General features: G+C 66.3%; 22 protein-coding genes and 1 tRNA gene. 8 read left to right on the top strand and 15 right to left on the bottom strand.

Features of this window, described 5'->3' with window-relative positions; all coding sequences use genetic code 11:
- A partial coding sequence (locus D0C15_RS13840; RefSeq protein ID WP_170161339.1) for an epoxide hydrolase family protein occupies nt 1-486 on the bottom strand: 486 nt, incomplete at its 3' end.
- Between the two features lie 262 nt (nt 487-748).
- Between D0C15_RS13840 and D0C15_RS13835 the strand changes: the two genes are divergently transcribed.
- Together D0C15_RS13835 and D0C15_RS13830 are read left to right on the top strand one after the other, a co-directional pair.
- Nucleotides 749-1,975: a cytochrome P450 family protein gene (locus D0C15_RS13835; protein ID WP_116044978.1), complete on the top strand. Its 1,227-nt coding sequence runs from the start codon at nt 749-751 to the stop codon at nt 1,973-1,975.
- Nucleotides 1,976-2,004: 29 nt separating this feature from the next.
- Nucleotides 2,005-3,471, top strand: coding sequence for an MFS transporter (locus D0C15_RS13830; RefSeq protein ID WP_245975765.1), 1,467 nt, complete (start codon nt 2,005-2,007; stop codon nt 3,469-3,471).
- 67 nt (nt 3,472-3,538) lie between these two features.
- Here the strand turns inward: D0C15_RS13830 and D0C15_RS13825 are convergent, their stop codons facing one another.
- Both D0C15_RS13825 and D0C15_RS13820 read right to left on the bottom strand, forming a co-directional pair.
- Nucleotides 3,539-3,928: a YciI family protein gene (locus D0C15_RS13825; protein ID WP_116045031.1), complete on the bottom strand. Its 390-nt coding sequence runs from the start codon at nt 3,926-3,928 to the stop codon at nt 3,539-3,541.
- 152 nt (nt 3,929-4,080) lie between these two features.
- On the bottom strand, nt 4,081-5,001 hold the full coding sequence (locus D0C15_RS13820; protein ID WP_162830072.1) for a prephenate dehydrogenase: 921 nt from the start codon (nt 4,999-5,001) through the stop codon (nt 4,081-4,083).
- Between the two features lie 483 nt (nt 5,002-5,484).
- On the opposite strand from D0C15_RS13820, the gene D0C15_RS13815 reads away from it, so the two are divergent.
- Nucleotides 5,485-6,312: a helix-turn-helix transcriptional regulator gene (locus D0C15_RS13815; protein ID WP_116044973.1), complete on the top strand. Its 828-nt coding sequence runs from the start codon at nt 5,485-5,487 to the stop codon at nt 6,310-6,312.
- 122 nt (nt 6,313-6,434) lie between these two features.
- Here D0C15_RS13815 and D0C15_RS13810 read toward each other — a convergent pair whose 3' ends face one another.
- The gene (locus D0C15_RS13810) at nt 6,435-8,102 is read right to left on the bottom strand and encodes a (2,3-dihydroxybenzoyl)adenylate synthase (RefSeq protein WP_116044971.1); all 1,668 of its coding nucleotides are present in this window, start codon (nt 8,100-8,102) and stop codon (nt 6,435-6,437) included.
- 201 nt (nt 8,103-8,303) lie between these two features.
- On the opposite strand from D0C15_RS13810, the gene D0C15_RS13805 reads away from it, so the two are divergent.
- From D0C15_RS13805 to D0C15_RS13790, 4 genes are all read left to right on the top strand, one after another.
- On the top strand, nt 8,304-9,575 hold the full coding sequence (locus D0C15_RS13805) for a glycosyltransferase (protein WP_162830071.1): 1,272 nt from the start codon (nt 8,304-8,306) through the stop codon (nt 9,573-9,575).
- 12 nt (nt 9,576-9,587) lie between these two features.
- Complete coding sequence (locus tag D0C15_RS13800; protein WP_116044966.1) at nt 9,588-10,295, top strand: class I SAM-dependent methyltransferase; 708 nt, start codon at nt 9,588-9,590, stop codon at nt 10,293-10,295.
- Nucleotides 10,296-10,419: 124 nt separating this feature from the next.
- Nucleotides 10,420-10,839 carry an SgcJ/EcaC family oxidoreductase gene (locus D0C15_RS13795; protein WP_116044963.1) on the top strand — a complete coding sequence of 140 codons (420 nt, stop codon included), beginning with the start codon at nt 10,420-10,422 and terminating at the stop codon, nt 10,837-10,839.
- A gap of 130 nt (nt 10,840-10,969) precedes the next feature.
- Nucleotides 10,970-11,986: a methyltransferase gene (locus D0C15_RS13790; protein ID WP_245975763.1), complete on the top strand. Its 1,017-nt coding sequence runs from the start codon at nt 10,970-10,972 to the stop codon at nt 11,984-11,986.
- A 77-nt stretch (nt 11,987-12,063) separates the two neighbouring features.
- Here D0C15_RS13790 and D0C15_RS13785 read toward each other — a convergent pair whose 3' ends face one another.
- The 9 genes from D0C15_RS13785 to D0C15_RS13745 all read right to left on the bottom strand — a co-directional run bounded on the left by D0C15_RS13785 (nt 12,064) and on the right by D0C15_RS13745 (nt 21,171).
- Complete coding sequence (locus tag D0C15_RS13785; protein ID WP_116044961.1) at nt 12,064-13,254, bottom strand: cytochrome P450 family protein; 1,191 nt, start codon at nt 13,252-13,254, stop codon at nt 12,064-12,066.
- 80 nt (nt 13,255-13,334) lie between these two features.
- The gene (locus D0C15_RS13780) at nt 13,335-14,174 is read right to left on the bottom strand and encodes a ChbG/HpnK family deacetylase (RefSeq protein WP_211323190.1); all 840 of its coding nucleotides are present in this window, start codon (nt 14,172-14,174) and stop codon (nt 13,335-13,337) included.
- Nucleotides 14,171-15,388, bottom strand: coding sequence for a glycosyltransferase (locus tag D0C15_RS13775; RefSeq protein WP_116044954.1), 1,218 nt, complete (start codon nt 15,386-15,388; stop codon nt 14,171-14,173). The genes D0C15_RS13780 and D0C15_RS13775 overlap by 4 nt, the downstream gene beginning before the upstream one ends.
- A 310-nt stretch (nt 15,389-15,698) precedes the next feature.
- Nucleotides 15,699-16,400 carry a type 1 glutamine amidotransferase domain-containing protein gene (locus D0C15_RS13770; protein WP_116044952.1) on the bottom strand — a complete coding sequence of 234 codons (702 nt, stop codon included), beginning with the start codon at nt 16,398-16,400 and terminating at the stop codon, nt 15,699-15,701.
- Entirely contained in the window at nt 16,397-17,428 is a 1,032-nt protein-coding gene (locus tag D0C15_RS13765) for a cupin domain-containing protein (RefSeq protein ID WP_116044949.1), read from the bottom strand. Before D0C15_RS13765 ends, D0C15_RS13770 begins: the two co-directional genes overlap by 4 nt.
- Nucleotides 17,394-18,899, bottom strand: a complete 1,506-nt coding sequence (locus tag D0C15_RS13760; protein ID WP_116044946.1) for a pyridoxal phosphate-dependent decarboxylase family protein — start codon at nt 18,897-18,899, stop codon at nt 17,394-17,396. Before D0C15_RS13760 ends, D0C15_RS13765 begins: the two co-directional genes overlap by 35 nt.
- A complete protein-coding gene (locus D0C15_RS13755; RefSeq protein WP_116044944.1) occupies nt 18,892-19,212 on the bottom strand; it encodes a hypothetical protein in 321 nt (106 codons plus the stop codon). The genes D0C15_RS13760 and D0C15_RS13755 overlap by 8 nt, the downstream gene beginning before the upstream one ends.
- Nucleotides 19,209-20,027 (bottom strand): hypothetical protein, encoded by an 819-nt coding sequence (locus D0C15_RS13750; RefSeq protein WP_116044941.1) that lies wholly within the window; start codon nt 20,025-20,027, stop codon nt 19,209-19,211. The genes D0C15_RS13755 and D0C15_RS13750 overlap by 4 nt, the downstream gene beginning before the upstream one ends.
- Nucleotides 20,028-20,223: 196 nt before the next feature.
- Entirely contained in the window at nt 20,224-21,171 is a 948-nt protein-coding gene (locus D0C15_RS13745; RefSeq protein ID WP_116044938.1) for a DMT family transporter, read from the bottom strand.
- A 73-nt stretch (nt 21,172-21,244) separates the two neighbouring features.
- Here D0C15_RS13745 and D0C15_RS13740 point away from each other — a divergent pair, with 73 nt between their 5' ends.
- Nucleotides 21,245-22,135, top strand: coding sequence for a LysR family transcriptional regulator (locus tag D0C15_RS13740; protein ID WP_116044935.1), 891 nt, complete (start codon nt 21,245-21,247; stop codon nt 22,133-22,135).
- Nucleotides 22,136-22,575: 440 nt separating this feature from the next.
- Here the strand turns inward: D0C15_RS13740 and D0C15_RS13735 are convergent.
- Both D0C15_RS13735 and D0C15_RS13725 read right to left on the bottom strand, forming a co-directional pair.
- Nucleotides 22,576-22,649, bottom strand: a tRNA-Arg gene (locus D0C15_RS13735).
- 305 nt (nt 22,650-22,954) lie between these two features.
- Nucleotides 22,955-23,359, bottom strand: a complete 405-nt coding sequence (locus D0C15_RS13725) for a peptidase inhibitor family I36 protein (RefSeq protein ID WP_116044930.1) — start codon at nt 23,357-23,359, stop codon at nt 22,955-22,957.
- Nucleotides 23,360-23,401 lie beyond the last annotated feature (42 nt).

The raw sequence follows: 23,401 nt of genomic DNA, 5'->3' as shown, positions 1-23,401 counted from the left end.
GGGCATGAGGGTGGTCCAGGTTTGGGCGACTAGGGGGATGGTCCAGCCGGTGTCGGGGGTGGGGCCGGAGAAGCCGAATCCGGGGATGGTGGGGATGACGAGGTGGAAGGCGTCGTGGGGGTTGGCGTTGTGTTTTCTGGGGTTGGTGAGGGGTTCGATGATGGTGAGGAATTCGGTGAAGGAGCCGGGCCAGCCGTGGGTGATGAGGAGTGGGAGGGCGTGGGGTTCGGGTGAGCGGATGTGGAGGTAGTGGATGTTGGTGCCGTCGATGGTGGTGGTGTATTGGGGGTAGGTGTTGAGGTGTGCTTCGGCGGTGCGCCAGTTGTAGGTGGTGTGCCAGTATTCGGTGAGTTCTTTGAGGTAGTGCTGTGGTACGCCGCGGTTCCAGGTGGTGTCGGGGTGTTCGGTGGGCCAGCGGGTGTTGGCGAGTTTGTGGTGTAGGTCGTCGAGGTCCTGCTGGGGGATCTCGATCCGAAACGGATCCATACAACACTCCTCATAGGACATAAGTCTTGATCGCCGACGTGTCTCCGGAATCTCACCGTACTGCCGCCGGGGGATGCGATAAAGATCGCCGTGGTCGATGAAGCAGTTTTGAAGACAGCGGTTTCGATCTGGATCGCTACGGTGGATATCGATGTTGGACTGAACGGCACCTGGTGGCAGCGGAATGCAATCCGTAACCAGTCGCGGCTGCCACGATGTATCCACCCCGCGTCGGTCTATTCGCAAATCTTGGAGGCATCAGATGGAAAGCCGTTGCCCTGTCGTTCTCGATCGAACCGGTAGGGATATCCACGCGGAAGGTGCGCGAATTCGCGCGCAGGGGCCGGTTTCCCAGGTCGAGCTCCCCGGTGGGGTGCTGGCCTGGTCGGTGTCCGGTTACGACCAGGCCAAGCAGGTGCTGTCCGACAGTCGTTTCGCCAAGGACCCGAACAAGCACTGGCCCGCGTTCGCCAACGGGGAGATCCCGCCGGACTGGCCGATGATCACGTGGGTGGTCATGGACAACATGACGACGCACGACGGCGCCGATCACGCTCGGCTGCGCAAGCTGATCTCGCGGGGATTCACCGCCCGCAGGATCGAGGCCACTCGCCCGCTCATCGAGAAGATCACCGGTGAGCTGCTGGACGATCTCGCCGCCACACCGGCGGGTGCGCCGGTCGACCTCAAGGCCAGATTCGCGTATCCGTTGCCTGCCAGAGTCGTATGCGACCTGTTCGGCGTGCCCGAGGCCTCGCGCGCCGATGCGCTGCGCGGGGGCGAGGTGAACGTCAGCACGACGATCACCCCGGAAGAGGCAGCGGCGAACGTGGAGCAGTGGCACGGGGCCATGCAGGACCTCGTCGAGACCAAGCGCAGCACGCCGGGCGACGACCTCACCAGTCTGTTGATCGCCGCCATGGAAGCGGACGGATCGAGACTGACCGACGAAGAGATGGTCGGGACACTGCATCTGATGCTCGGCGCCGGATCCGAGACGTTGATGAACGTGCTGAGCCAGGCTGTTCTCGCCTTGCTCACCCATCCCGAGCAACGCGAGCTCGTCACGACAGGACAGATCTCCTGGGAGGACGTGATCGAGGAGACCCTCCGGGTGGAGTCCCCGGTCGCGCAGCTGCCGTTCCGGTTCGCGACGGAGGACGTCGAACTCGGTGGCGTGACGATCGCGAAGGGCGACCCGGTACTCATCGGTTTCGCCGCGGTCGGCCGTGATCCCGAGGTACACGGTGAGAGCGCGGGGCGCTTCGACGCCACTCGGGCGGACAAGACGCACCTCTCCTTCGGCCACGGTGTGCACTACTGCCTTGGTGCGCCGCTGGCACGGCTGGAGGCGGCGATCGCGCTTCCCGCCCTGTTCGATCGGTTTCCCGGCCTTGAGCTGGCCGTTCCCGCCGCGGATCTGGAGCCGCAGGGAACGTTCATCATGAACGGCCATCGGACACTGCCGGTCACTCTCGGAAACCGTTAGGTGATCGCGCCCCGATGAAGGAGGTTTAGATGGACCTCGCTCAACTTCCGTCCAGCAGGATGGACCTGAGGGTTCCCGATCCACGCCGCTGGAAGGCGCTGATCCTGCTCTGCACGGCGAACTTCATGGTGATCCTGGACTCGCAGATCGTCATCCTGGGGCTGCCGTCGATCACCAGGGATCTGGGTATGTCGCCCGGCGGGGCACAGTGGGTGCTGAGTGCCAACCTGCTCACCTTCGGCGGCCTGCTCCTGCTCGGCGGACGTGCGGCGGACCTGCTCGGTCGGCGTCGAATGTTCATGCTCGGCACCGCGTTGTTCCTGATCGTCTCGTTGTTGTCCGGCCTGGCCTGGAACGCGGAGGTGATGATCGCGGCGCGCGCGCTCCACGGAGTTTCGGCTGCTCTGATGGCGCCGACGGCGCTGTCCATCCTGACCGCGACCTTCGCCGAGGGCGCGGAGCGTAACAAGGCGCTCGCGGGCTGGGCAGGAATCGCCGGAATCGGTGCTACCGCCGGCCTGCTCATCGGCGGAGCGCTTACCGACGGCCTCGGCTGGGAGTGGATCTTTTTCGTCAACGTTCCCGTGGCTCTGGTCATGCTGGTGCTGAGCCCGGCGCTGCTGCAGGAGAGCCGGGACCTGAAACAGCGACGTACCTTCGATGTCGCGGGCGCGGTCACGAGCACGCTGGCACTCATTCTGGTCGTGTACGCGGTCGTGGAGGCGCCGGCGAGCGGCTGGCTGAGCCTGCGAACCCTGAGCCTGTTCGCTGGTGCCGCCGCATTGTTCGCGCTCTTCCTGGTGGTGGAGCGGCGCTCAACCGCACCGCTGGTGCCACCGCGGATCTTTCACCTGCGCGCGCTGGTTGGCGGAAACCTGGTCATGGTCACCATGGGCATGCTGGCGTTCGGCCTTTCGGTGACCATCTCGCAGTATGCCCAGTTGGTGCTTGGCTATTCGCCGCTCGAGTTCGGGGTCAAGCAGGCAGTGATGCCCTTCATGGCGTTCGTCGGCGCGTATGCGGGACAGGCCGTGGTCACCCGGCTGGGCTATCGGCCGGTCGCCGTGGTCAGCGTGATCCTGATGGGAACGGGCAGTCTGATGCTGAGCCAGGTTTCTGTCGGAGGCGACTACATCGGGGAGGTCTTCTTCGGTCTTCTGCTCTTCGGCACCGGCCTCGGAGCAGGTTCGGTGGCGGCTTTGGCGGCGGCACTCGCCGGGGTGCACGAGCGAGATTCCGGCCTCGCGTCGGGGTTCAGCAATGCCGCACTGCAGATCGGCGGGGCTTTCGGCGTCGCGGTGGTCTCCAGCGTCATCGCTTCGAGTTCGATCGGCCCTGAACCCGCCACCGCCATGACCGAGGGCTTCCGGGCGGGATTCGTGGCCTGTGTCGTCCTCGCGGTCATTGGACTGGCCGTCGCGGTCGCGCTGCTCAGGCCGTCTGGACGCAGGGGCAGAGCGGACAACACGACAAAGCACTCGGTCCCGTTCCGCTGATCAGCCGGAATCGTGAGTGCTGATCGAGGGTCTGCCGCCATATCCGGTGCGGCAGACCCTCGACACGTCACATCTCCATACCCGCGATCTCCATGATCGGCCGTACCTCCACCGCACAGTCGCGGGCGTCGGGGAACCGCGAGGCGATCTCGGTAGCTCGTTCGGGGGTCTCGCAGTCGATCACGAAGTATCCGGCCAGGTGTTCCTTGGCGTCCACGAAAGGGCCGTCGGTGATCGCGAGGCCCTTGTCCCTCACCCGTACGGTCTTGCTGTTGATCGGGTCCGCCAGTGGGGCCGAGTCGATGAACTCACCCGACTCGGTGATTTCGGTGAACAGCGCGGTGAACTCGTTCATCCGCGCGTCTCGCTCCTCAGCGGGAAGTGTTTCGTGCTGGTGCAGAAACATCGGGTGTTCCCAGCGTGCGGGATTGCTGTAGATGAGTAGCAGGTACTTCATGGTGCTCCTCGCGGTCGTGGCGCCACCTCCGGCGCCTTTCAGTTCGGTGTCGAAACACAGTGGCGGATCTCGACGTCCGCGCGACGACTGCATACCATTTTTTTCAGTTCTTTCTGGTGCACTCATGGCGAGTGGCCCAGGCACGACGTGCCTCACCAGGTCCAGAACCACTCTTCCTCGGGGCCAGGAACGCCGTCTCCTCGCGAAGACGTCCTCCGAAAGTGTTCGACCACCTTGTTGTGGCCGCGTTTGCCCTGCCCGAACAGGCGCGCCGGTTCCGGCACGCTCGCACCGCCCCTGTTCCGCAGCCCCTTCGCGACCCTGGTCAGCTCGCTGGTGATCAGGTCCAGTTCGTCGGCGACGTGGTTCGCGTTCTGTTCCACCGTGTCACTCCACAGGGCCGGCGCGGCGGTCGCGACCGACAGCGTGTCGTGGAACCTCGAGCCGCGGACCGGGAGTGTGTTCTCGTCGGCGTCGGCGAACCTGGCGGCGACCGCCGCTGCGATCAGTCGCGGCGCATGGGAGACAGCGGCCATATGGCGGTCATGGACGTCCGGCGCGAGCAGGCGGTACCTGCCGTCGCACAGTTCGATCATCGAGATCACCGAGTCGATGGCCCGCCGCGAAGTCCGGGGAAGCGGACAGAGGTGCCAAGGCCGTCCCGCGAACAGGTCAGGGTCGGCCGCGACGGACAGCGCCAGGTCAGCACCCACGACAGGATGCCCGGGAACGTAGGAGTCGAGTTCGGGTTCGGCGAGGACGACGTCGGAGGCGATCCGGCTCTTGGTGCTGGCGACGTCGGTGTACACGGAGCCGAGCCCTCGTGCGACGGCATCGAGGAGAACCTTGGCCACCGTCGAAGGCGGACTCGCGATCACCACCACGTCGGCGGGAAGGTCATCGGGGGTCAGTTGGGTGCCCGCACCTTTGCGCTGCGCCTGGAGTATCGCCCCGGCGTCCGGATCGCACAGCCGGACGTCGATTCCGTGCCGCCGGAGTCTGAGTGCGATGGATGTGCCGACTAGGCCGGCGCCGACGACGGTGACACGCTGAATGAAATGCGACTGGCTCACCGTGCCGAAGGTAAGGGACCGCGCGTACGGCGGCCTTCTTCGAGACTGCTCAGTTTCGCGGAGCGGCGGAACTGAATACTGGTCGGCACAGCCGAAGATGACGTGTGGTATCCGGGCGCGGCATGCTGTGATTCGCGGTCCCGCACCCGCCAGAAATGGTGGCGAAAGCCGGCCGCGGCCGCAGGCGGTGTCGGACAACCCGCCTGTGGCCGCGGCAACCACCAGGTTGGCATTCGGGTAGACCCGAAAAAGGAACGTGATCCGCGAAATCTTTTCTCGGGATGTTTGTAACTCGGTTATTGGTCCTTGTGGGTGTATTAGACATCTTTTGTAATCTCAAGCCAATCTCCGTTGCAGCTATATGTCTGCCGGATTGAATAAGAGTAGGGCAGCTTCTACACCTGGGGGACTCAGGTTTCGCGGGACGATGCCCTTCCGGTCGAGGTCCCTAGCTGCTGTGCTCGCAGTGGACAAGGAGCGCTGATGCAAACGGTTGTCGAGAAAGCAATATTGTCGATGCGTGAGCGGTATTATGATCCGCTCACGCTCCAGGAGATCGCCGCGGAAGTGTTCGTGAGCCCGTTTCACTTCTCGCGGATATTCACCAGGGATACGGGGGTGACCCCTGGCCGTTATCTGACTTCCATAAGGCTTTTCGAGGCCAAACGCTTGTTGTTGACCACCTCGCTGACGGTGTCGGACATCGTGTGCAGTGTCGGCTACAGCAGCGTCGGTACGTTCACCACGAGATTCACCCAGGCGGTCGGGCTGACGCCGACCCAGTACCGTGACCCCGAGGTCAACGACCTGCTCGTCGCGGTAGCGACAGATTTCCACCGTGTTCCATCCATAATGGACCTGGATCGGCTCCGCGTGGCGAATGGCGGCGTACGAGCGGCCATGGGCGGCTCGATCTCCGGTACCCTGCACCTGCCGGACAATGCGGACCTGGCTCCGGTGTTCGTCGGAGTCTTCGGCAACAGCATTCCGCAACGCGGTCCGGTCACCTTCACCTCGGCACCCAGTGGGGGAACCGCCGAGGTGACGATGAACAACATTCCCGCTGGGGACTGGACGGTCATCGCCACCGCCCAGGGCGCCTCGCCAGATGCCGAGCCCGGCGAGATCTACGCCGGCAGGTCACGCAGGCCGGTGCCGGTGGTGGCCGGCCGGGTCACCCGCGTCGCGGTACAGCTGCGCAAGGTCACCCGGCTCGATCCGCCGATCGCGATCACCCTCGCGACCGGAGAGACACTGAGTGGGATGCGAGCTCGTGCTGCGCGTCAGCGCACTGTGCGGGCCGCGGCGTAGCCACGGGTCGCTGTCCGCATTGGACAGAGTCTGGTGGCCGCACCTCGTATCCGGGTGCGGCCACCACCACTCGTGCACCGCTGTTCGAAGATGGACGATTCGCGGCCCTTCCGGGGCGGGGCTCAGGCGGCCATTCGTGCGGTGATGTCCTCGCGCAGGGCTTTTTTGTCGATTTTGCCGATGTTCGTCACCGGCAGGGCGTCGACGAGGACGAGCCGATCCGGATGTTTGAAGCGGGCGACCCCGGCCTGCTCCAGCACCGCGAGAACGTCCCCCAGATCGATCTGTTCTCCCGCGCGCGGCACGATGTAGAGACAGACACGTTCGCCGAGTTCGGGATCCGGCATCGCCACCGCGGCGGCCTGAAGGATGCCATCGACCTGATAGGCGAAGTTCTCGACCTCCTCGGCGGAGATCTTCTCGCCGCCGCGGTTGATCATGTCCTTGTCTCTGCCTTCGATGATCAAATTTCCGTTTGTCAGTTGCCGGACGACGTCGCCGGTCCGATACCAGCCGTCGACGGTGAACGCGAGGGCATTGTGCTCCGGGGCCCGGTAGTACCCGCGAACTGTGTAGGGGCCGCGGGTGAGTAGTGCTCCGGGTTGGCCGGGAGCCACCGGCTCGTCGTTCTCGTCGACCACCAGGACCTCGTCGCCCTCACTGATCGGCCTGCCCTGGGTGTGACAGGTGACGGCTTCGTCGTCGTGCGGGCGGGTGAAGCAGATCAGTCCCTCGGCCATGCCGTATCCCTGCTGGAGCCGGCAACCTAGGACCGGGTCGACACGTTGGGCGATATGGTCGGCCAGGCGCGCGCCACCGACCTGCAGGAGACCGAGCGAGTCGATGCCGTGCTTCCGCAGCGAATCGTGCTGGTCCAGCCACCGTTGCACGATCGCCGGAACCACCGACGTGACCGTCACCCGCTCGCGCTCGATCAGCTCGAACGCGGGTACTGCCGCTGGGGAGGAGCCGATCACCACCCGTCCGCCTGTCAGCAACGTTCCCAGTACTCCGGGACCTGCCAGGGTGAAGTTGTGGCTCATCGGCAGCAGCGCCAGGTAGACCGTCTCTGGACCGAAGCCGCATACCGCCGCGGAGCACGTGGCCCCGTAGGCGTAGTCGTCGTGCGTGCGGGCGATCAGCTTCGGTAGCCCCGTTGTCCCTCCTGACAGCAGGAACAGGGCGACAGATCGGCTCTCCGGGGCGAGCCGGTCGAGTTCGGTGCGTGCTTCCACCGGCACCGAGGCGGGCATGCACAGTTCCCCCAGCGGGACACTGCCTGCCCTGGCCGCCGTACCGGCGACGAGGACGTGCTGGACGAAGCCGGACTCCGCCGCGACACCTTCCGCCATCGCCTGGTGATCGAAGTCCCCCGTATGAGCCGGGACGGCGAGAGCTTTGGCTTCGGCCTGTTCGACGAGATGACCGATCTCGTGCTTGCGGTGTGCGGGCAGCGCCATGACCGGCAGTACGCCGAGCCGGAAGCACGCCAGGGTAAGGACGACGAACTCCCAGCGGTTCGGCAGCTGGACCACGATGCGGTCGTCCGGGCGGAGTCCGAGTGCGTGCAACCGGAGGGCCGCACCATCTACCCGCTCCATCAGCTCGCGGTAGGTCAGGCGAAGCTCGCCGTCCACAAGCGCGACCTTGTCCGGAACCTCGGCAGCGGTCGCAAGCAGACGCGCGCCAATCGGTTCACCGGTCCAGTACCCGTCCTCGACGTAGCGTCTGACGACGTCGGCAGGCCACGAGACGGTTCCTGTGCGGCTTGATCTGGCTTCTCCGGACATCGAACCAGCCCTTCTCCCGTTGCCTGGCGAGATCGGCATCGCCGCTTCGCCAATCGGTTCTCATCCTCTCGGCGACGCGTGGCTATGCGCTACTTCCCGGCTGCGTGTACGGCCGCTTGGTGACAGCAGCCAGAGAGATGCGTACTACGCGCCGCCGAGACCACGATGAACCCGCGAACGCCGAGTGCGAGAGGACAGGTCGTGGACCAAGATCCGGGACACCGGCCCGTCGTGGTGAGTCGCGGGGACGGCATCTTCGACGCCGTTGCGGCCACACCGGTCGCAACGGCGACAGCGGCCACGGTCGGTGTGGAGATCGTCATCCCGTTGTGTGCCGACCGGCGCGTTCTCGAGTCGAGAGTGCGCGGCCTGCACCTCCGTCTGGCTCGATCCCTGTCGGCGCCTTGGCGCATCACTGTTCTCGACAGCGGCGACGTCGAAGGCGCGGAACAGTGGGCAGCGGCGCTGGCATACGAACTTCCGGCCGTGCGGGTGAGGAAACTCCGGGTTCGAGGGCACGGTGCCGCGCTGCGCACAGTGTGGCGGGAGAGCGAGGCCGAGATCGTCGCCTTCCTCGACGGCGATCCGGTTGTGTGGATCGACGCGTTGTTGCCGCTGATCCGGCCATTGCGGGAAGGTCGTTGTGACCTCGTCTCGGGCAGCGTGCCGACACGGAGACCGATGACGCGGGACGTGGACGGAGCCGACCGGGTTTCCCGGACATACCAGCGCCTGATCCGTTTCGTGTTCGGGGTCGACTCCGGTCGTTCGCGTACCCGGATGACGGCCGCGCGACGGGATGCGGTCGTCCCGCTTCTCGGCAATGTCGCGGACGACGGCTGCTTCTTCGATACCGAACTACTGTTACTGGCAGAGCACAACGGACTGATCGTACATCGGCTGCCGCTCGCGGACCCTGTGGAAGGCGCACCGCGGGCGGCGGCGACCCGCCGGCAGGAGCTGGCAAAGCTCACGCGGGTTCTGTACGCGATCACCACCGGGCGAGCTGATGCCGTCGTGCCCAAACCCGCGCCGCGCCCGGTGATCGCGTCGAGCCGGGAAATCCGTCAGCCGCGTGCGGTCACGCTACTGAAGTTCCTGCTGTTCGGTCTGGTCGGGGCGCTGTCCGGGGTGCTTTACGTACTTGTCTATCTCGCGCTGCGGGACCTGACCTCGCCTGCTCTGGCCAATTTCGGTGCCCTGTTGGTTTCGGCCCTCTTCAATACGGAAGCGAACCGCGCTTGGACGTTCACCAGGGCCCGTGTTCCCCGGATCGGCATGCACCTCAGGGCGGCGATGCTCTTCGCCGCCCACTACGTCGTCACCACCGGAACCGTTGTCGTGGTGCTCGAACTCGCTCCTGGTGCCGGAAGAACCACCGAGGTGGTGGTGCTGCTCGCCGCCGACCTACTGATGACCGTGCTGAGATTCATCGGACTTGACCGCTGGGTCTTCCGGCGCGGGCGAGACTGAAAGGGCCTGCCGATGCAGAGTGGCGAGATCCGGCGCCTCACCGAACTCGAGGACCGGCACTGGTGGTACCGCGAGCGCAGGGCCGTACTGGCACGGGAACTCCGGCGACTGCCGCAGCCGGCGCGGGGTGCCAGGGCGCTGGACATCGGCGCCGCCGGTGGTGGCAACACCAAGGTGCTCCTCGAGCACGGTTGGCGGGCACTGGCGACCGACACCTCGGAGGTCGCGGTGTCCATCGCCAGAGAGCGCGGCGTCGAGGCGATGCTCGCCGATGCCTGCGAGCTGCCGCTGGAATCAGCTGCTTTCGGCGTGGTCACGGCATTCGATGTGCTCGAGCACATCGAGGACGATCACCGGGCCGCCTGCGAGATCGCCCGGGTGCTGCGGCCCGGCGGCGCGGCACTGATCACGGTGCCATGTGACTCGGCGTTGTGGTCCGCGCACGACGAGGCCGTCGGGCATGTACGCCGCTACGATCGAAACGGTCTCTCCACCGCCGTTGAGCAGGCTGGTCTGGTTATCGACCGGCTCTGGAGCTGGAACGTGTTACTGCGGCCCGTCGTAGCTTGGCGCCGCCGTACGTCGAGCGGTAGCGATCTGCAGGAACTGCACCCGCTGGTGAATGCTGGGCTCTCGGCGATAGTCGCCGCCGAACGCTATCTGCCGGTCACATCGCTGCCGGGTGTCTCACTGATGGTGCGCGCGCACCGGCCTCGATGACGTCCTCCGTACGACCCTCGCTGATCGCACTCGAGGAGACGCCTGCGTGCGGGGCGGCTGGAATCGTTGAATCGCACGGGTCGCGGCAGAGATGTGCCGACCTCAATGACGAGCAGGAGAAGACATGACGACAGTTGCCAACGCGGGTCCCACCGACGCCGACAAGGCGGCGGTCGCGGACCTACCGTCCCGCATCGTCCAGGCCTGGGCCGCCCACGACGCCGACGCCTTCGCCGGAGTCTTCACCGAGGACGGGAGCATCATCCTGCCCGGTGTGTACCGGAAGGGCCGCGACGAGATCCGTTCCTATATGGCGGAGGCATTCGCCCAGCAGTACAAGGGCACGCAGGTGACGGGGCAGCCGATCGACCTGAGGTTCTTCGACTCCGAGTGCGCCCTGTTGATCACTCAGGGCGGCGTGCTCGGGCCGGGGGAGACCGAGGTGTCGGCCGCACAGGCCATCCGCGCCTCCTGGCTCGTCGTCAAGCACGACGGCGAGTGGCACCTGGCCGCGTACCAGAACAGCCCTCGCGACGGCGCCTGATTCCGCCACGGACGTTCGAGGACCGACCGTAGGTGTGTCATGCCGGCCGATCACGATGCGGTGGCCGTTGTGCCGCGGCGCCGTGCTCGGTCGGCCTTCGCTGTCGTGCCGCTAGTAGTTGGGAGTTGTGGTGGCTGTTGTGAATGCGGGTTCGGATGTGCAGTCGGTAGTGCGGCTGACCGAGATGGCGGACTACGTCGTCCCGTTCGCGCTACGTGCGGCGTGCGAGATCGGGGTCGCCGACTTTCTGGAGGAGGGCCCGCGTTCCGTGGCGGACCTGGCGGAGCTGACGAGTACACATCCGCCGTCGTTGTTGCGGCTGTTGCGGGCACTGGCCTGTCGGGGCGTGTTTTCCGAAGTAGAGCCGGAGGTGTTCGCACTGACCTCGCTCGGGAAGCCACTGTGCACCGGCCACCCACGATCGTTGCGGGCCGCGTATCCGTTGCTGGCAGCGGATATTCAGGCATGGGCCATGTTCGAACACAGCCTGCGCACCGGGGAGGCGGCGTTCGATCGCGCTCATGGGACGGACTACTGGAGCCATATGGCGAACAACCCCGCGGACTCCGCGCGTTTCGATGCCTCGCAGAAGGCCGTGACCGGCAGGGAGGTAAAGGCACTCCTGCCGGCGTACGAGTGGGGCGGCTTCGCCACCATCGTTGACGTAGGTGGCGGTAACGGTGCATTCCTGAGCGCTGTGCTGACGGAGTTTCCCAGTGTGCGCGGGGTGCTGTTCGATCAGCCGCACGTGATCGCCGCGGCCGGCCCGGTGCTGGCTGATCGGGGCATCGCGGACCGGTGCTCCGTGGTCGGTGGTGACTTCACTTCGACCGTTCCGGCGGGTGGAGACGCATACGTGGTCAAACGAGCGCTGTACGACCTCGATGACGAAGGCGCGATCGCGTTGTTGCGGGCGGTGCGTACGGCGATCGGTGCGCAGGGACGGTTACTGGTGATCGAACCGGTGGCTGAGCCGGGCGACGAGTTCGACTGGGGAAAGTTGTACGACCTGTTGCTGCTGACCATGCGCGGCGGTGGAAGCCGTAGCCGCGTGCAGCACGAGAAGTTGTTCGCGGAGACAGGCTTCGAGTTGGTACGGATCATCCCAACCAGAGGTCTGTCGATCATCGAGGCCAGGCCCGTCTGACGTTCCTCGGCACGGAGCCTGGCGGTCTGTCACAGCGGCCGGGGCCACGGTGAACACCGTGGCCCCGGCCGCATCCGTCAGCGAAGGTGAACCGGGAGTTCGGACAGTCCGTGCATGATCATGCTGTTGCGCCATCGCAATGTCTCCGGCGGCCTGGCGAGCCGGAGCCGGGGGAACCGGGCGAGGAGTGAGCCGATGGCGATCACACCTTCGAGCCGGGCCAGTGGAGCTCCGATGCAGTGGTGGTAGCCGTATCCGAAAGCCAGTTGGGCATTGTCCGCCCGGTTCAGGCGTACCTGATCTGGGTCCGGGAACCTCCCCGGATCGCGGTTCGCGGCGAGCAAGGAGACCAGCACCGTTGACCCGGCCGGGATCAGGACACCGGCTAGTTCCACCGGCTCGGTGCTGAACCGCAGCGCCACCTGTACGGGGCTCTCGTACCGGAGCGTCTCCTCCACGGCACCGGGCAGCAGGCCCGGATCGGCCCGCAGACGACGCAGTTCGATCGGATTCGCCAGCAGGGTGAGGATGCCGTTGCCGATGAGATTGACCGTGGTCTCGTGGCCTGCGGTGAGCAGCAGGAAGACCATCGAGGTCAGTTCGTCCTCGTTCAGGCGGTCCTCGCCGTCGCGCACGGCGACCAGGGCGGAGAGCAGGTCGGGTTGCGGAGCGCGTCGCTTCTGGTCGAGCAGGAGTCGCACATAGTCGATCATCTGCCCGGCCGCCGCATTGAGCTGGTCGAGCGCGAGCGCACCCGAGGTGAGGGTGTTGGTCCAGCCGTGGAAGGCGCTGCTGTCCTCCTCGGGAATCCCGAACAAGTCGGTCAGCACCTGCAGCGGCAACGGCAGCGCGAGTGCCGCGATCAGGTCCGCGCTGTCCGCGGTGCCCGTCGCATCGAGCAGGTCATCGGTGAACCGCTGGATCCGCGGACGCATCTGTTCCATCCTGCGGCGGGTGAACGCGGCCGAGACCAGCCGCCGAAGGCGAGTGTGATCGGGTGGCCCGACGTTGAGCATGTGGCTGTTCATCGCGCGCCGTAGCTCATCGGGCATGTTTCGGCCGTTGCCGACCGTCGCCGTCCTGCCCTGCAATCTGACGTCGTTGAGCGCTGCTCGGGCGGCGTCGTGACCGGTCACCAACCAGCCCTTCTCGCCGGACTGCAGGGCGATGAGATGGACCGGACCGGCCTCGCGCAGCCGCGCGTTCGCGGCATGCCGCCGCGCGGCGTCGGCCAACAGGACGTCCGCACTGTTCAGTAGATCGGGCATGACACAGATCGTCCCGTCAACGGATGCCCGTCTGCATCTTCCCGCATGCGCAGCCACCCCGCATGGTTCCCATGTCTCCGTCAGGACACCGAAAGATCCGCGTAGCTACCGGTACGGAAACCGTGCCTGCCGATGGTGTCAGCCAGTTCCGGGCTCGTCAGCGCGGCCAGTTCGCCGCCCCAGCTGTAGTTCCAGGCGTACCGCGCGCGGGCTGAGTCGCCTGCCTCGCCAGGATGACAGTTGATCTCTATGCTGGCGGCGGCGGAGCCAGCCAGCTGTTCCAGGGTCCTCACGAAACGGGGAAGTGTGAGGTCGCCGGCCTCGTCGAGCCCGCCGTAGTCCTCGGGGGCGGCCAGGCCCGCTGCCCGGATGCGAGCCCGCAGGCGCCTGCTCAACAGGCGAATTCCCGCACCCTTTGGGCCGTGGGCGTGGCTGGTGGGCAACCGGACGGCGCCGATGTTCCACCGAAGGGCCAGGGCGAGGACGACGCGTGCCACCGAGGGCCACAGGTGGAGATGCTGATGAGTGTCCAGATGGGTCAGCTGGAGCCCGCACTCGTCGGTCAGCTTCTCCAGTTGGGCTTCGAACTCACGCTCCATGTCGTCCGGGTCGACACGGCCTGCCACGGCGCGGGCGAGAAAGGCTCGCCAGGTCAGCGGGAATCGGCCGTCGTCGGTGACCAGTGTCGGGATTTCACGACTGGTCAGAACGGGTGGATCTTCGCCGACCAGTGCCAGGTGCGCACCCGTGCCGAGTTCGGGTTCGTCGGCCAGCCAGGCGGCCGTACGCCGAACCGCCGGTCCCACCGCGAGTACCGACGTGCTGGTGACGGCACCGTCCCGATGCGCCCGCAAAATCCCTTGGGCCACCGCATCCGTCAAGCCGTAGTCGTCGGCGTTGATGATCAGAAGCTTGTTCACCGTGACCCTTCCCGTAATCTCCTCGGGTGGAAAACCCAGTTCCGTAGTAGGAGAAACCTGAGCACTGTGGACAGCGCGACAACCGCATAGACAACGATCAGTTCGATTGTCGGCGAGGCGTCCGGCCAGGATACGTTCAACACCAGAACGCTGGCGCTACTCAGTGCTAGCCGGATGGCGAAGTCGATGCCACCTTCGAGTTGGTGCCGGATCGCGTCGGCGGCCCCGCGGACTCCGAAAGTGAAGCGCCGGTTCGCTGCGGTGTTCAGGATCGCGGTGCTGACCAGCGCCACGGCATTGGCGCCCAGCGTGGGCATCACCGTGCGGAGTAGAAGGAACAGCACCAGGTACGCGACCGTGCTGAGTACGCCGATGATCGCGAACCTCGGCAACTGTCTGGCGATGCCGTCCGGAAGTGTCGCGCGTCGAGCGCTGGGCGGTAACGGAACCCGAAGGGCGTCGGATACCACGCGACGGGCTACGCGAGCCATCCCGAGTAGGTCGTCATACGCTGTTCGGAACAGATCGACAGAGGTATCTGGATCGTCCAGACAGTCCACTGGCACCTCGTGGATTCGCAGTCCGTGGCGCTGGGCCACCAACAGCAGTTCGGTGTCGAAGAACCACTTGTTGTCATCAACCGCCGGTAGTAGTGCCTGGACGACGTCTCTGCGGCCTGCCTTGAATCCACATTGGGCGTCGGAGAACCGCGCACCCATCGTGGTGCGCAGCAGGAAGTTGTAGCTTCTCGAGAGAACTGCCCTCTTCAGCGTTCTGGCCACGGTGGACCCGGTGGCGTAACGCGTTCCTATGGCCAGATCGCTGTGCCCGGACAGTACGGGCGCCACCAGTGGCAGGAATGCGTCCAGATCGATCGACAGGTCGACATCCATATAACAGACGACCTCTGCCTCGCTGGTGCTCCACACATGCCGCAGCGCCCTGCCTCGTCCCTTGGCCTCGAGCCGCACGGCACGCACATGCGCCAGTTCGCCGGACAGTTCGGTGGCCAGCTTCCAACTGTCGTCGGTGCTTCCGTTGTCCGCGATCGTGATGAGGAATGGATAAGGAAAGTTCTTTGACAGATAGTTGTTCAGGCGGCGGATACTGGTAGCCAGTACCTTTTCCTCGTTGTAGATCGGTATGACGATCTCGGTGAGATAGGTGCGTGTGCTCTGCTCCGGCGGTTCGAGCCTAACCAGATCTTCTGACATCTTTGATCCCGTGGGGTCGGCATGGAGGTCCGAAGCCGCCGACGAGGCCGGCTACTCTTGTGACGCAGCATCACACCGACCGGAAAGTGGTCGCGTCTTCCCGGTTGCGCACGAGGAATCAGATCACGGGATCATTCGGAATATCGGCGGATGGGCGAGGACAACTTCTTGCGGAGCCCGAATTGTGGTGGCCGCCGCAGGTGAGATTCGGACGCCGGAGTCTCCATCCGTGCCGATCGTGCCGCACCTTCGGGCGTTATCGGAGGGCGCACGGCTTGCCGGCATGACGGGCCGGCAAGCCGTGGCTCGTTCAGCAGAGCTGTCTGAGTAGCGCGCGAGCGACTCCGGTGCTCGATGCCGGATTCTGGCCAGTGATCAGGCCGGGGTGTTCCAGGACGTGCTCAGCCCATGGGGCAGCGCACCGGTACTCGGCGCCCGCGCCGACGAGCGCGCGCTCCAGCGTCCAGGACAACTTTCCAGCCATGCCGACGGTGTCCTCCTCCGCGTCGGAGAAACAGGTCAGTTCCTGGCCGGTGAACGGCCACGGTCCGCTCGCTGGCTCGTAGAGGGACAGCAGTGCCGCGGCGCCGTGGCACACGGTGGCTATTGGGGTTCCGGCCTGGCGTGCTTCGCCGAGCAGAGTGGTGACGGCGCGATGGTTGTGCAGCTGCGCCATCGGGGCGTATCCCCCGGGCACATACACTCCATCCACAGTAGACATGTCCAGCCGGTCGGCGGCTTCCGGTGTCTTCAGCTCACCTGCGTGCTCGTCGAGGAACGCCACCATCCGGTCGCATTCCTCGCGGCTCAACGACGCGGACTCCGGCACGAGGCTCGCTTCCTCGACCGGCGCCGCGTCGCCGTCGGGGGTGGTCACCACGACCTCGCCGCGGTCGGCGAACAACCGCCACGGCCCGACGAGCTCTTCGGCCCAGAACCCGCACGGCTGGCTCGATCCGTCCGCCAGCGGCAGCGCGCCGGCGGAAGCGAGCAGGATCGCGATCTTCGTCATCGGGTTTCCTCCTCGTGTTCGGCGCGGTAAAGCCCGGCGCCGCGCAGTAGCGGTGACTCGTCGTAGGCGAAGACCACGGCCTGCTCTCCCTTCGCGCTCACGTTCTCGATCGACCACCGCGCCCACGACGGCACGGCGACGGTGTCTCCCCGACCGGCCTGGAACGCTGTTTCACCCACGAACACGGTGACCGTGCCCGTGGCCACGATCAGGACCGCGGCGCCGGTGTGCCGCCGGGCTGGGGTGCTCTGTCCCGGCGCCACCGCGAGGAAGCGACCGGCCACGGTGGGGCTGAGGTCGGCCGTGCCGTCCGGTCCGCCCAGCCGCAGTTCGGTCCAGCCGCCGCCGGACGCACTCGGCTCCGCCAGTGCCACGAGGGTGTCCTGCCACCGGTACACCAGGACGCCCGCTTCGTGCCCGGTGACCGAGGGCAGGACCGGCGCCGGATCCTCGAGGTCAGGCGGGCCGAGATGGCTGCGTTCCGGGAACAGCTCGAAGTGGCTCGCCGCGAGCGCTGTCACGAGGGGATCGTCCGTGCAGTCCTGCCAGATGACCGGATCCGGGCCGTCATTGCCGTGCTCGTGCCACTTCATGGCCGGGGTCAGCACGACATCCCCTGGCCCGACGGGCATCCGCTCACCGTCCACCGCGGTCCAGCCGCCTTCGCTCTCGTGCACGAACCTCAGCGCGGTCGGCGAGTGCCGGTGACTGTGCATGTCCTCTCCCGGTACGAGCGCTTGCAGGCCCGAGTACAGGTGCCCGGCCGCGGCCTCCAGTTCTGGGTGGCCCGCGTTGAGCAGCGTCAGTACGCGTAGTGCGCCATTCTCGCCCCGGACGAAGCCGGTGGCTTCGAGCGCGAGCGCGCGCAGCTCGGAGTAGGCCCAATGTTGCGGCGCGGACTGGGGTTCGGGCCGCCACGGCAGGTTCTCGTTGGCCGAGGACCACCGTCCGACGACACCGGCCCGTGCGGCTCGCCGGTGGTAGCCGGCGATGTCAAGGGCGGGTGCGGGCGAGGTCGTGATCTCCATGCTCAACTCCTTCCAACACGGTCTTCTCCGCGCGCCGAATCGAGTCCCACAGCGACTCGATGTGCCGGTGCGCGGTGTGGATGTTGCCGATGGAGACGCGCAGCGCGTAGCGGTCCTGGTACCGCGTGTGGGAGACCGCGCTGCCGCCTTCCGCGTTGATCAGCCGGTGTACCTCCGCCGCCAGGCGGTCGCCACCTTCGGCGCCCAGCGCGGGATCGTCGTAGACCATCGTCACCAGCGGCAGTACCGACCGGCGGGCCGGTCGCCAGTGCGGGTGCTCGTCGATTCTCGCGGTGAGCGACTCCGCCAGTCGCACCGAGTGCTCCAGCCGGCTCCGCAGCCCCTCCCGGCCGAAGGACTGCAGCACCCACCACACTTTCAGCGCACGGAACTGCCGGCCGAGCTGCAGCGAGTAGTTCATATGGTCGAGCCGGTCATCACCGGTGGTGGTCCGCAGGTACTCCGGTACGAGCGAGAACGTCTCGCGCAGTGCGCCCGGGTGTCGGACGAACAGCGCGGACGCCTCCATCGGGCAGAACAGCACCTTGTGCGGGTTGGCCACCACCGAGTCCGCGCGGGCAAGGGTCGGGAGAACCTCGGCGATCTGTGGCACGATCCGCCAGAACCCACCGTAGGCGGCGTCGACGTGGAGCCAAACGCGCTCCTCCCCGCACACTTCGGCGATCTCCTCGACCGGGTCGATCGCGGCCACGTTGGTCGTGCCGAGGTTCGCCACCACCGCGAGGGGGACGAACCCGTGGGAGCGGTCCTCGGCAATGGCCCTGCGGAGCCTGGCAGGGGAGAGGATGCCGTCGTCGACGCGCAACTGCACGACGTTGCGCGTACCGATCCCGAGCGCGATCGCGGCCTTGGCAACGGAACTGTGCGTCTGGTCCGTGCAGTAGACCCGCAACCGAGGAGCGCCCGAAGCCCCCTCCTCGCGCCAGTTGTGGCCGCCCAGGCGTTGCCTGGCCGCGCACAGGGCGTAGCAGGTGGCCAGCGAGGCGCCGTCGACGAGCACCGAATCGGCTTCGGGCCAGTCCAGGCCGCACAGGTCCGCGAGCCAGTCCAAGGTCTGCCGTTCGACCGCAGCCGCCGCGGGCGCGGACTCCCACACCATGACGTTGACGTTGAAGGCGGCCGTGAACAGCTCGCCCAGCATCGCCGGAGCCGAGGAGCTGTTGCTGAAATAGGCGTGGTGCCCAGGGTGATTCCACTGTGTCAGGCCGGGAACCACGTCACGCCAGGTGCGGTCGAGCAGTTCGCCGAACGCCGTGCTCCGCTCGGGCAAGGGACCACGGAACGGCGCCGCGATCCGCTCCTCGGACAGGTCCTCGGGGCGGACGCGCTGGGTGTCGAGGGAGCTGAAGTGTGCCGCCAGCCGGTCGAGCAGGGCGATCCCCGCGTCGCGGAGCTCCTCGGGCGCCCAGTCGCCGAAGGAACCTCCAGTGCCGCCGGTGCCGTCAGACATCGACCGGCAACTCTTCGGCGTACTCGACCTCGCGCTCCCGGGTGCAGTAACGGGACATGAACTCGCTCAGCAACGGGGTTTCGGACTCCAGCAGCCGTTTGTGCTCCGCGTGTGTCTCCCACGCGTAGATCATCATGACGCGTGTGGGCTCGGAGCCGAGTTTGAAGAACCGCGCGTGGCCAGCCCAGCCCGGGCTGTCGTGCGCGTTGTCCTCCAGCAGGTCGTCCATCTCCTGCATCACTTCGAATGCCTTGTCCGCGAATTCCTGCTTGAGGTGCCAGTGTTCGATCACGGTAATGGGCACGCAGATCATCCCTTCTTCGTTTCGTCGAAATGTTGTTGCAGCAGCGACCCGCCGCCGGGTACGAATTTCTCGCAAATCAGTTTGTGCTCTCTGCGGTTTCGTGATTGCGCTTTCCACAGTGCGCGGGAAGTCGTCGCGACGTCCGCGGGCAGCGACCGTTCCGCAGTCCGGCCGCGCAGCCGGGGTTTCAAGCCGGTGAGGCTGTCCAGCAAGGTCTCGTGTTCCCGGTTGAACACTCCGGAGAAGCCCGGCGGCATCCACGGCGGCTCCATGGACGGGCGGATGGTCTCCTCGTAAGCAGAGACGGGGAAGGTCGACGCGTAGTGCATGGTGGCCGTGGCCGCGTCATAAAGCACGGTCAGTTCCGCCACCAGCAGCCGGACGGTGACCCAATCCGGCTCGTCCAGCGCGGACGCGATGCCGTCCGCGTGGGAGTTCATCAGCGACAGCACGTGGTGGAACAGGTGGTGGCCCAGTTTCCAGCGCAGGGCCGCCACGTCGTTCTCGCCGTGTGGTGGCACCCGGTTCGGCGTCGTGGTCCCGCTGTGTGCCGGGACTGAAGTGCTGGCCAGCAGCAGCCTGCTGACCCCGGCGAGGAGGTCTGCCTGGAGGTCCTCGTCGAGGCCGGCGGCGGACAGGTCGTCCACCACCAGCCTGACCACGCGCTGGGCACCCGCCCACCAGGCGGCAGGGTCCTCTGTACGGTCGATACGGAAGTAGTCGTCATAGTGCCGTGAATCCGCGGCGGATTCGGCGGTCGGTGCGCGCGCGTCGTTGCGGAGCGCAATGGTGTCGATCAGATCAGTTCTGGTCTCGGTGCTCAAGGCGAACAATCTCCCCAGAAGTTCTTCATTTCCGATGAGCTGCGTTCAGTACACCAGTAAAGGTTTCCGGCGGACACCGCCAAAAGCGTTAATAACAAACGAACATCGTATTGGGGAAACTTTCAACAGTGCCATGGGAAATGTGATCCAGGCAACAAATGCCGAGTTTCGTCGCGAGACAAGTTGTACTCGCGAATCAAGTCCGATGTGGACGATTCCAGACGCGGTTGGCCACGGCAATCGATGCGAGCACCAGCACCATTCCGCACACTTCGAGCGCGGACGGAACTTCGGCGAGTATGAGCAGGCTCAGCAGCACGGTCGCCACCGGCTGGGTCAACAGCAGAGCCGCGGTTTGGTTCGCGGGCAGGTGCGGGGAACCGGAATTGATGAGGAGCCACGCGAACACCTGGCCGAGCACGGCGAGACCGATCATCGCCAGCCACGAAGCCGGTGAGATCGCACCGAGGTGGATGCCGCTGCTGAGCGGGGAAAGCGCGGCGGCCGTGACCGCGGCGCTCGCCGTCGCGATGGCAAGCGGCGTCACGGTTCGCCCCGGTTCGGCCCGGCCCTGCCGTCGCGTCAGATACAGGTACAGCGCGTACGCGGCGCCTGCCAGGATGCCGAACACGGTGCCGCGCACGGTGTTCGGTGCGATAACTCCGCTTTCCAGTACCCCGCTGATGAGTACGATGCCGGCCAGCATGGCGGGGCAGGCCAGGACGAACCGCCTGCTGAGTCGTTCACGGTCGATGAGCAAACCGAGCAACGGGAGTATGACGACCTGCACGTTGATCAGTACGGTCGCGATTCCGGCGCCGACATCGAAGATACTGCGCGTCCACATGACATAGTCGGCACCAAGGGCCGCACCGGCGACGAGCGCCACCACGACCCCGCGGCGGGACAATGCCCCGAATCGCCGGCATTCCCGCCACGCCAGCGGCGCCAGTACGACGACCGCGATGGCGCAGCGCAGGAACGCTGAGGTCGCCGGGTCCACCGCCGCCACTTTCACCAGCACCGCGGAGGCCGACAGGCAACCCGCGCCGGTCAGTACGAGCAGCGCGGGCCCCGACCGCCCGCTGCCCGGAGCGGGCAGCGTCGTGCTGGAGGCCGGGTTCAGCTGGATGTCGGTCGCCACGGAACTAGTCTTGACGGGTGATCCATGACGGGTCCAGGTCGCATCCCTACCGGGTGCTGCTAAGCAGAACTACATGAACAACTGGACGTGGGACCGGCTGCGGGTGTTCGACGCGGTGGCCAGGACCGGATCGGTCGTCGCGGCCGCGCGCAGTCTGCGGATGACGGGTCCGGCCGTATCGCAGCACCTGCGCAGGCTCGAGGCGGAGGTTGGCTCGGCTTTGGTCGAGCGCGCCGGACGAGGCCTGCGGCTGACCGACGCCGGGTATGTGCTCGCCGGGCACGCGCGGACGGTCGCGCGCGTGGTGGAGCACGCCGAACGCGACCTCGCCGGGCGCGCCGGCGAGCTGCAGGGCACCGTGCGGGTCGGCGCGATCTCCTCGGCCATCAGGGGGTTCTTGCTCCGGCGGGTGCGCGAGTTCACCGACCGCAACCCGCGAGTGCGCGTGTCGCTGCGCGATGGCGAGACGGTGGACCACCTGAGGGCACTGCACGAGGACGGGCTGGACGTCGTCGCGGCCGAGTACTGGCACGACCTCCCCTCGACGATCTCGCAAGGCGCGGACGTCACCCGCCTGCTCACCGAACGAGCGCGGCTGGTCCTGCCGGACGGTCATCGGCTGGCGAGTCGGGACACCGTGCTGTTCTCCGAGCTGGCCGGCGAGGTCTGGACCTGCTGCCCGCCGGGTTCCGACGCGCACTCGGCGCTCGCGCATCTGGTGCGTCGCGCGGGTGCCCAGTTGCAGGTCGGGTTCCCCGTCGCCGACCACGCGACGCAACTGGAAGTAGTGGCGAACGGTCTTGCCGTGGCATGCGTCCCAGAACTCTCTTTGCCGCGAGAACCGTCCGGAATCCGGATCGTCGACACCGACCCCGCACCATTGCGTAGCATCGAGCTTGTTACCCAGTCGGAGGTACTTCCGTTGCACATCAACGAATTCGTGGCGGTCCTTTCGGGTCGCTGACCGGGAGACCGGTTGGCCGGGACAACTGCGGCCGTGGTGGGCGAGAGTCCACTCGGGACGAATCCGCGGTCCAAGTCGGCATCCCTGCGCGATGGGCGAACTGCTCAGTGGGATCTGCGGCTCGGATCTGCTGAACGCCCGATCCATTCGCCGCCGAAACCGGCTTTGGAGATACTGAAAAGACGTCACGTCGTTGCGGAATCGAGATGGGTGCCCCGTATGCCCGCGCAACGCCGAGTGGCCCAGACAACACCCGTCCGCGCGGTCCTCGCGAACTCTCCGTGCAAGGGTGCGCGCCCGCACGACCACCGTCATCTCGCCGCCGGAGTACTAGCCGAGGCGGATGGGTCCTGGCTGGACGTCCGAAGATCACTTCACTCGCTGAGGGAAGGGTCGGTGATCCGCGAAACCCCTGGTCGGCGCTGCGACCAGGGGTTCTGTGCCCCCGGCAGGACTCGAACCTGCGACCTAGAGATTAGAAGGCTCTTGCTCTATCCAGCTGAGCTACGAGGGCCAGTGTTGCCGACTGCCGGTGGCCATCCGCAAGCCCCCAGTTTAGTCGGCACCAATCAGTTGATCGTCTGACACCGGCAGATCGTTTCACTCTTGTTTCCAGGTCCGGCGACCGGCATCTCGCGCCGGGGCACGGCTGCGCTGGATGCGGGTTCCTGCCAGCCGCCGGACCTGGGGAAACCCGCGGACGCGGAGGCGTCGTCCGCCGCGTCCGCGGGCGGGATCGTGCTCGGGGACACGATCCCGTCGGGGCTGTCGGCCGCCTGTTCGTTCCCCAGGAGTCGGCGGCGACGGCCCTGTTCGGGGTCAGTTCCAGATCTGGATGGCCCGGACGGCGAACGGTGCCTGGGGGACGAACGTCCCGTCACCCGGATAGGTGCTGAAGTCGCCCTCGGTCGCGCAGTGGCGATCCTGGTACACCGTCACATACCGGTCGGTGCGGTTCGCGAAGGATTTGGCGTCCATATCCTCGGGCAGCGCGACACATTCCTCCGGATTGGTGTTCCGCAGGTCGTGCCTGGCGATCTCGCCCGCATGAAATTCGCTGCTCCACATGCAGAACTCGCCCTGCACGCAGTCGGTACCCGGCATCGCCGGCGGCGGATCCTGCTGTTGCGCCGTGGCGACGCCGGAGGCGGTGAACAGCGTCAACGCTGTCAGGACGAGTGCGTGCGGCAGCCGGTAGCGCAGTGCCCTGGTGTGCTGCTTCATCGGATTCTCCCCGTTTTCCCTGTGGATTCTGTTGGTGACGTG

This window comes from Amycolatopsis palatopharyngis (assembly GCF_003385185.1).
In the GTDB taxonomy this organism is placed as follows: Bacteria; Actinomycetota; Actinomycetes; order Mycobacteriales; family Pseudonocardiaceae; genus Amycolatopsis; species Amycolatopsis palatopharyngis.
This window is presented reverse-complemented; position numbering and strand designations above follow the sequence as displayed.

Coding starts and splice junctions, on each gene's coding strand:
- D0C15_RS13770 (WP_116044952.1), bottom strand. CDS start 16,400: ATGACGAAGATCGCGATCCTGCTCGCTTCCGCCGGCGCGCTGCCGCTG.
- D0C15_RS13725 (WP_116044930.1), bottom strand. CDS start 23,359: ATGAAGCAGCACACCAGGGCACTGCGCTACCGGCTGCCGCACGCACTC.
- D0C15_RS13755 (WP_116044944.1), bottom strand. CDS start 19,212: ATGATCTGCGTGCCCATTACCGTGATCGAACACTGGCACCTCAAGCAG.
- D0C15_RS13765 (WP_116044949.1), bottom strand. CDS start 17,428: ATGGAGATCACGACCTCGCCCGCACCCGCCCTTGACATCGCCGGCTAC.
- D0C15_RS13785 (WP_116044961.1), bottom strand. CDS start 13,254: ATGCCCGATCTACTGAACAGTGCGGACGTCCTGTTGGCCGACGCCGCG.
- D0C15_RS13760 (WP_116044946.1), bottom strand. CDS start 18,899: ATGTCTGACGGCACCGGCGGCACTGGAGGTTCCTTCGGCGACTGGGCG.
- D0C15_RS13810 (WP_116044971.1), bottom strand. CDS start 8,102: ATGTCCGGAGAAGCCAGATCAAGCCGCACAGGAACCGTCTCGTGGCCT.
- D0C15_RS13795 (WP_116044963.1), top strand. CDS start 10,420: ATGACGACAGTTGCCAACGCGGGTCCCACCGACGCCGACAAGGCGGCG.
- D0C15_RS13740 (WP_116044935.1), top strand. CDS start 21,245: ATGAACAACTGGACGTGGGACCGGCTGCGGGTGTTCGACGCGGTGGCC.
- D0C15_RS13815 (WP_116044973.1), top strand. CDS start 5,485: ATGCAAACGGTTGTCGAGAAAGCAATATTGTCGATGCGTGAGCGGTAT.
- D0C15_RS13825 (WP_116045031.1), bottom strand. CDS start 3,928: ATGAAGTACCTGCTACTCATCTACAGCAATCCCGCACGCTGGGAACAC.
- D0C15_RS13800 (WP_116044966.1), top strand. CDS start 9,588: ATGCAGAGTGGCGAGATCCGGCGCCTCACCGAACTCGAGGACCGGCAC.
- D0C15_RS13775 (WP_116044954.1), bottom strand. CDS start 15,388: ATGTCAGAAGATCTGGTTAGGCTCGAACCGCCGGAGCAGAGCACACGC.
- D0C15_RS13835 (WP_116044978.1), top strand. CDS start 749: ATGGAAAGCCGTTGCCCTGTCGTTCTCGATCGAACCGGTAGGGATATC.
- D0C15_RS13830 (WP_245975765.1), top strand. CDS start 2,005: ATGGACCTCGCTCAACTTCCGTCCAGCAGGATGGACCTGAGGGTTCCC.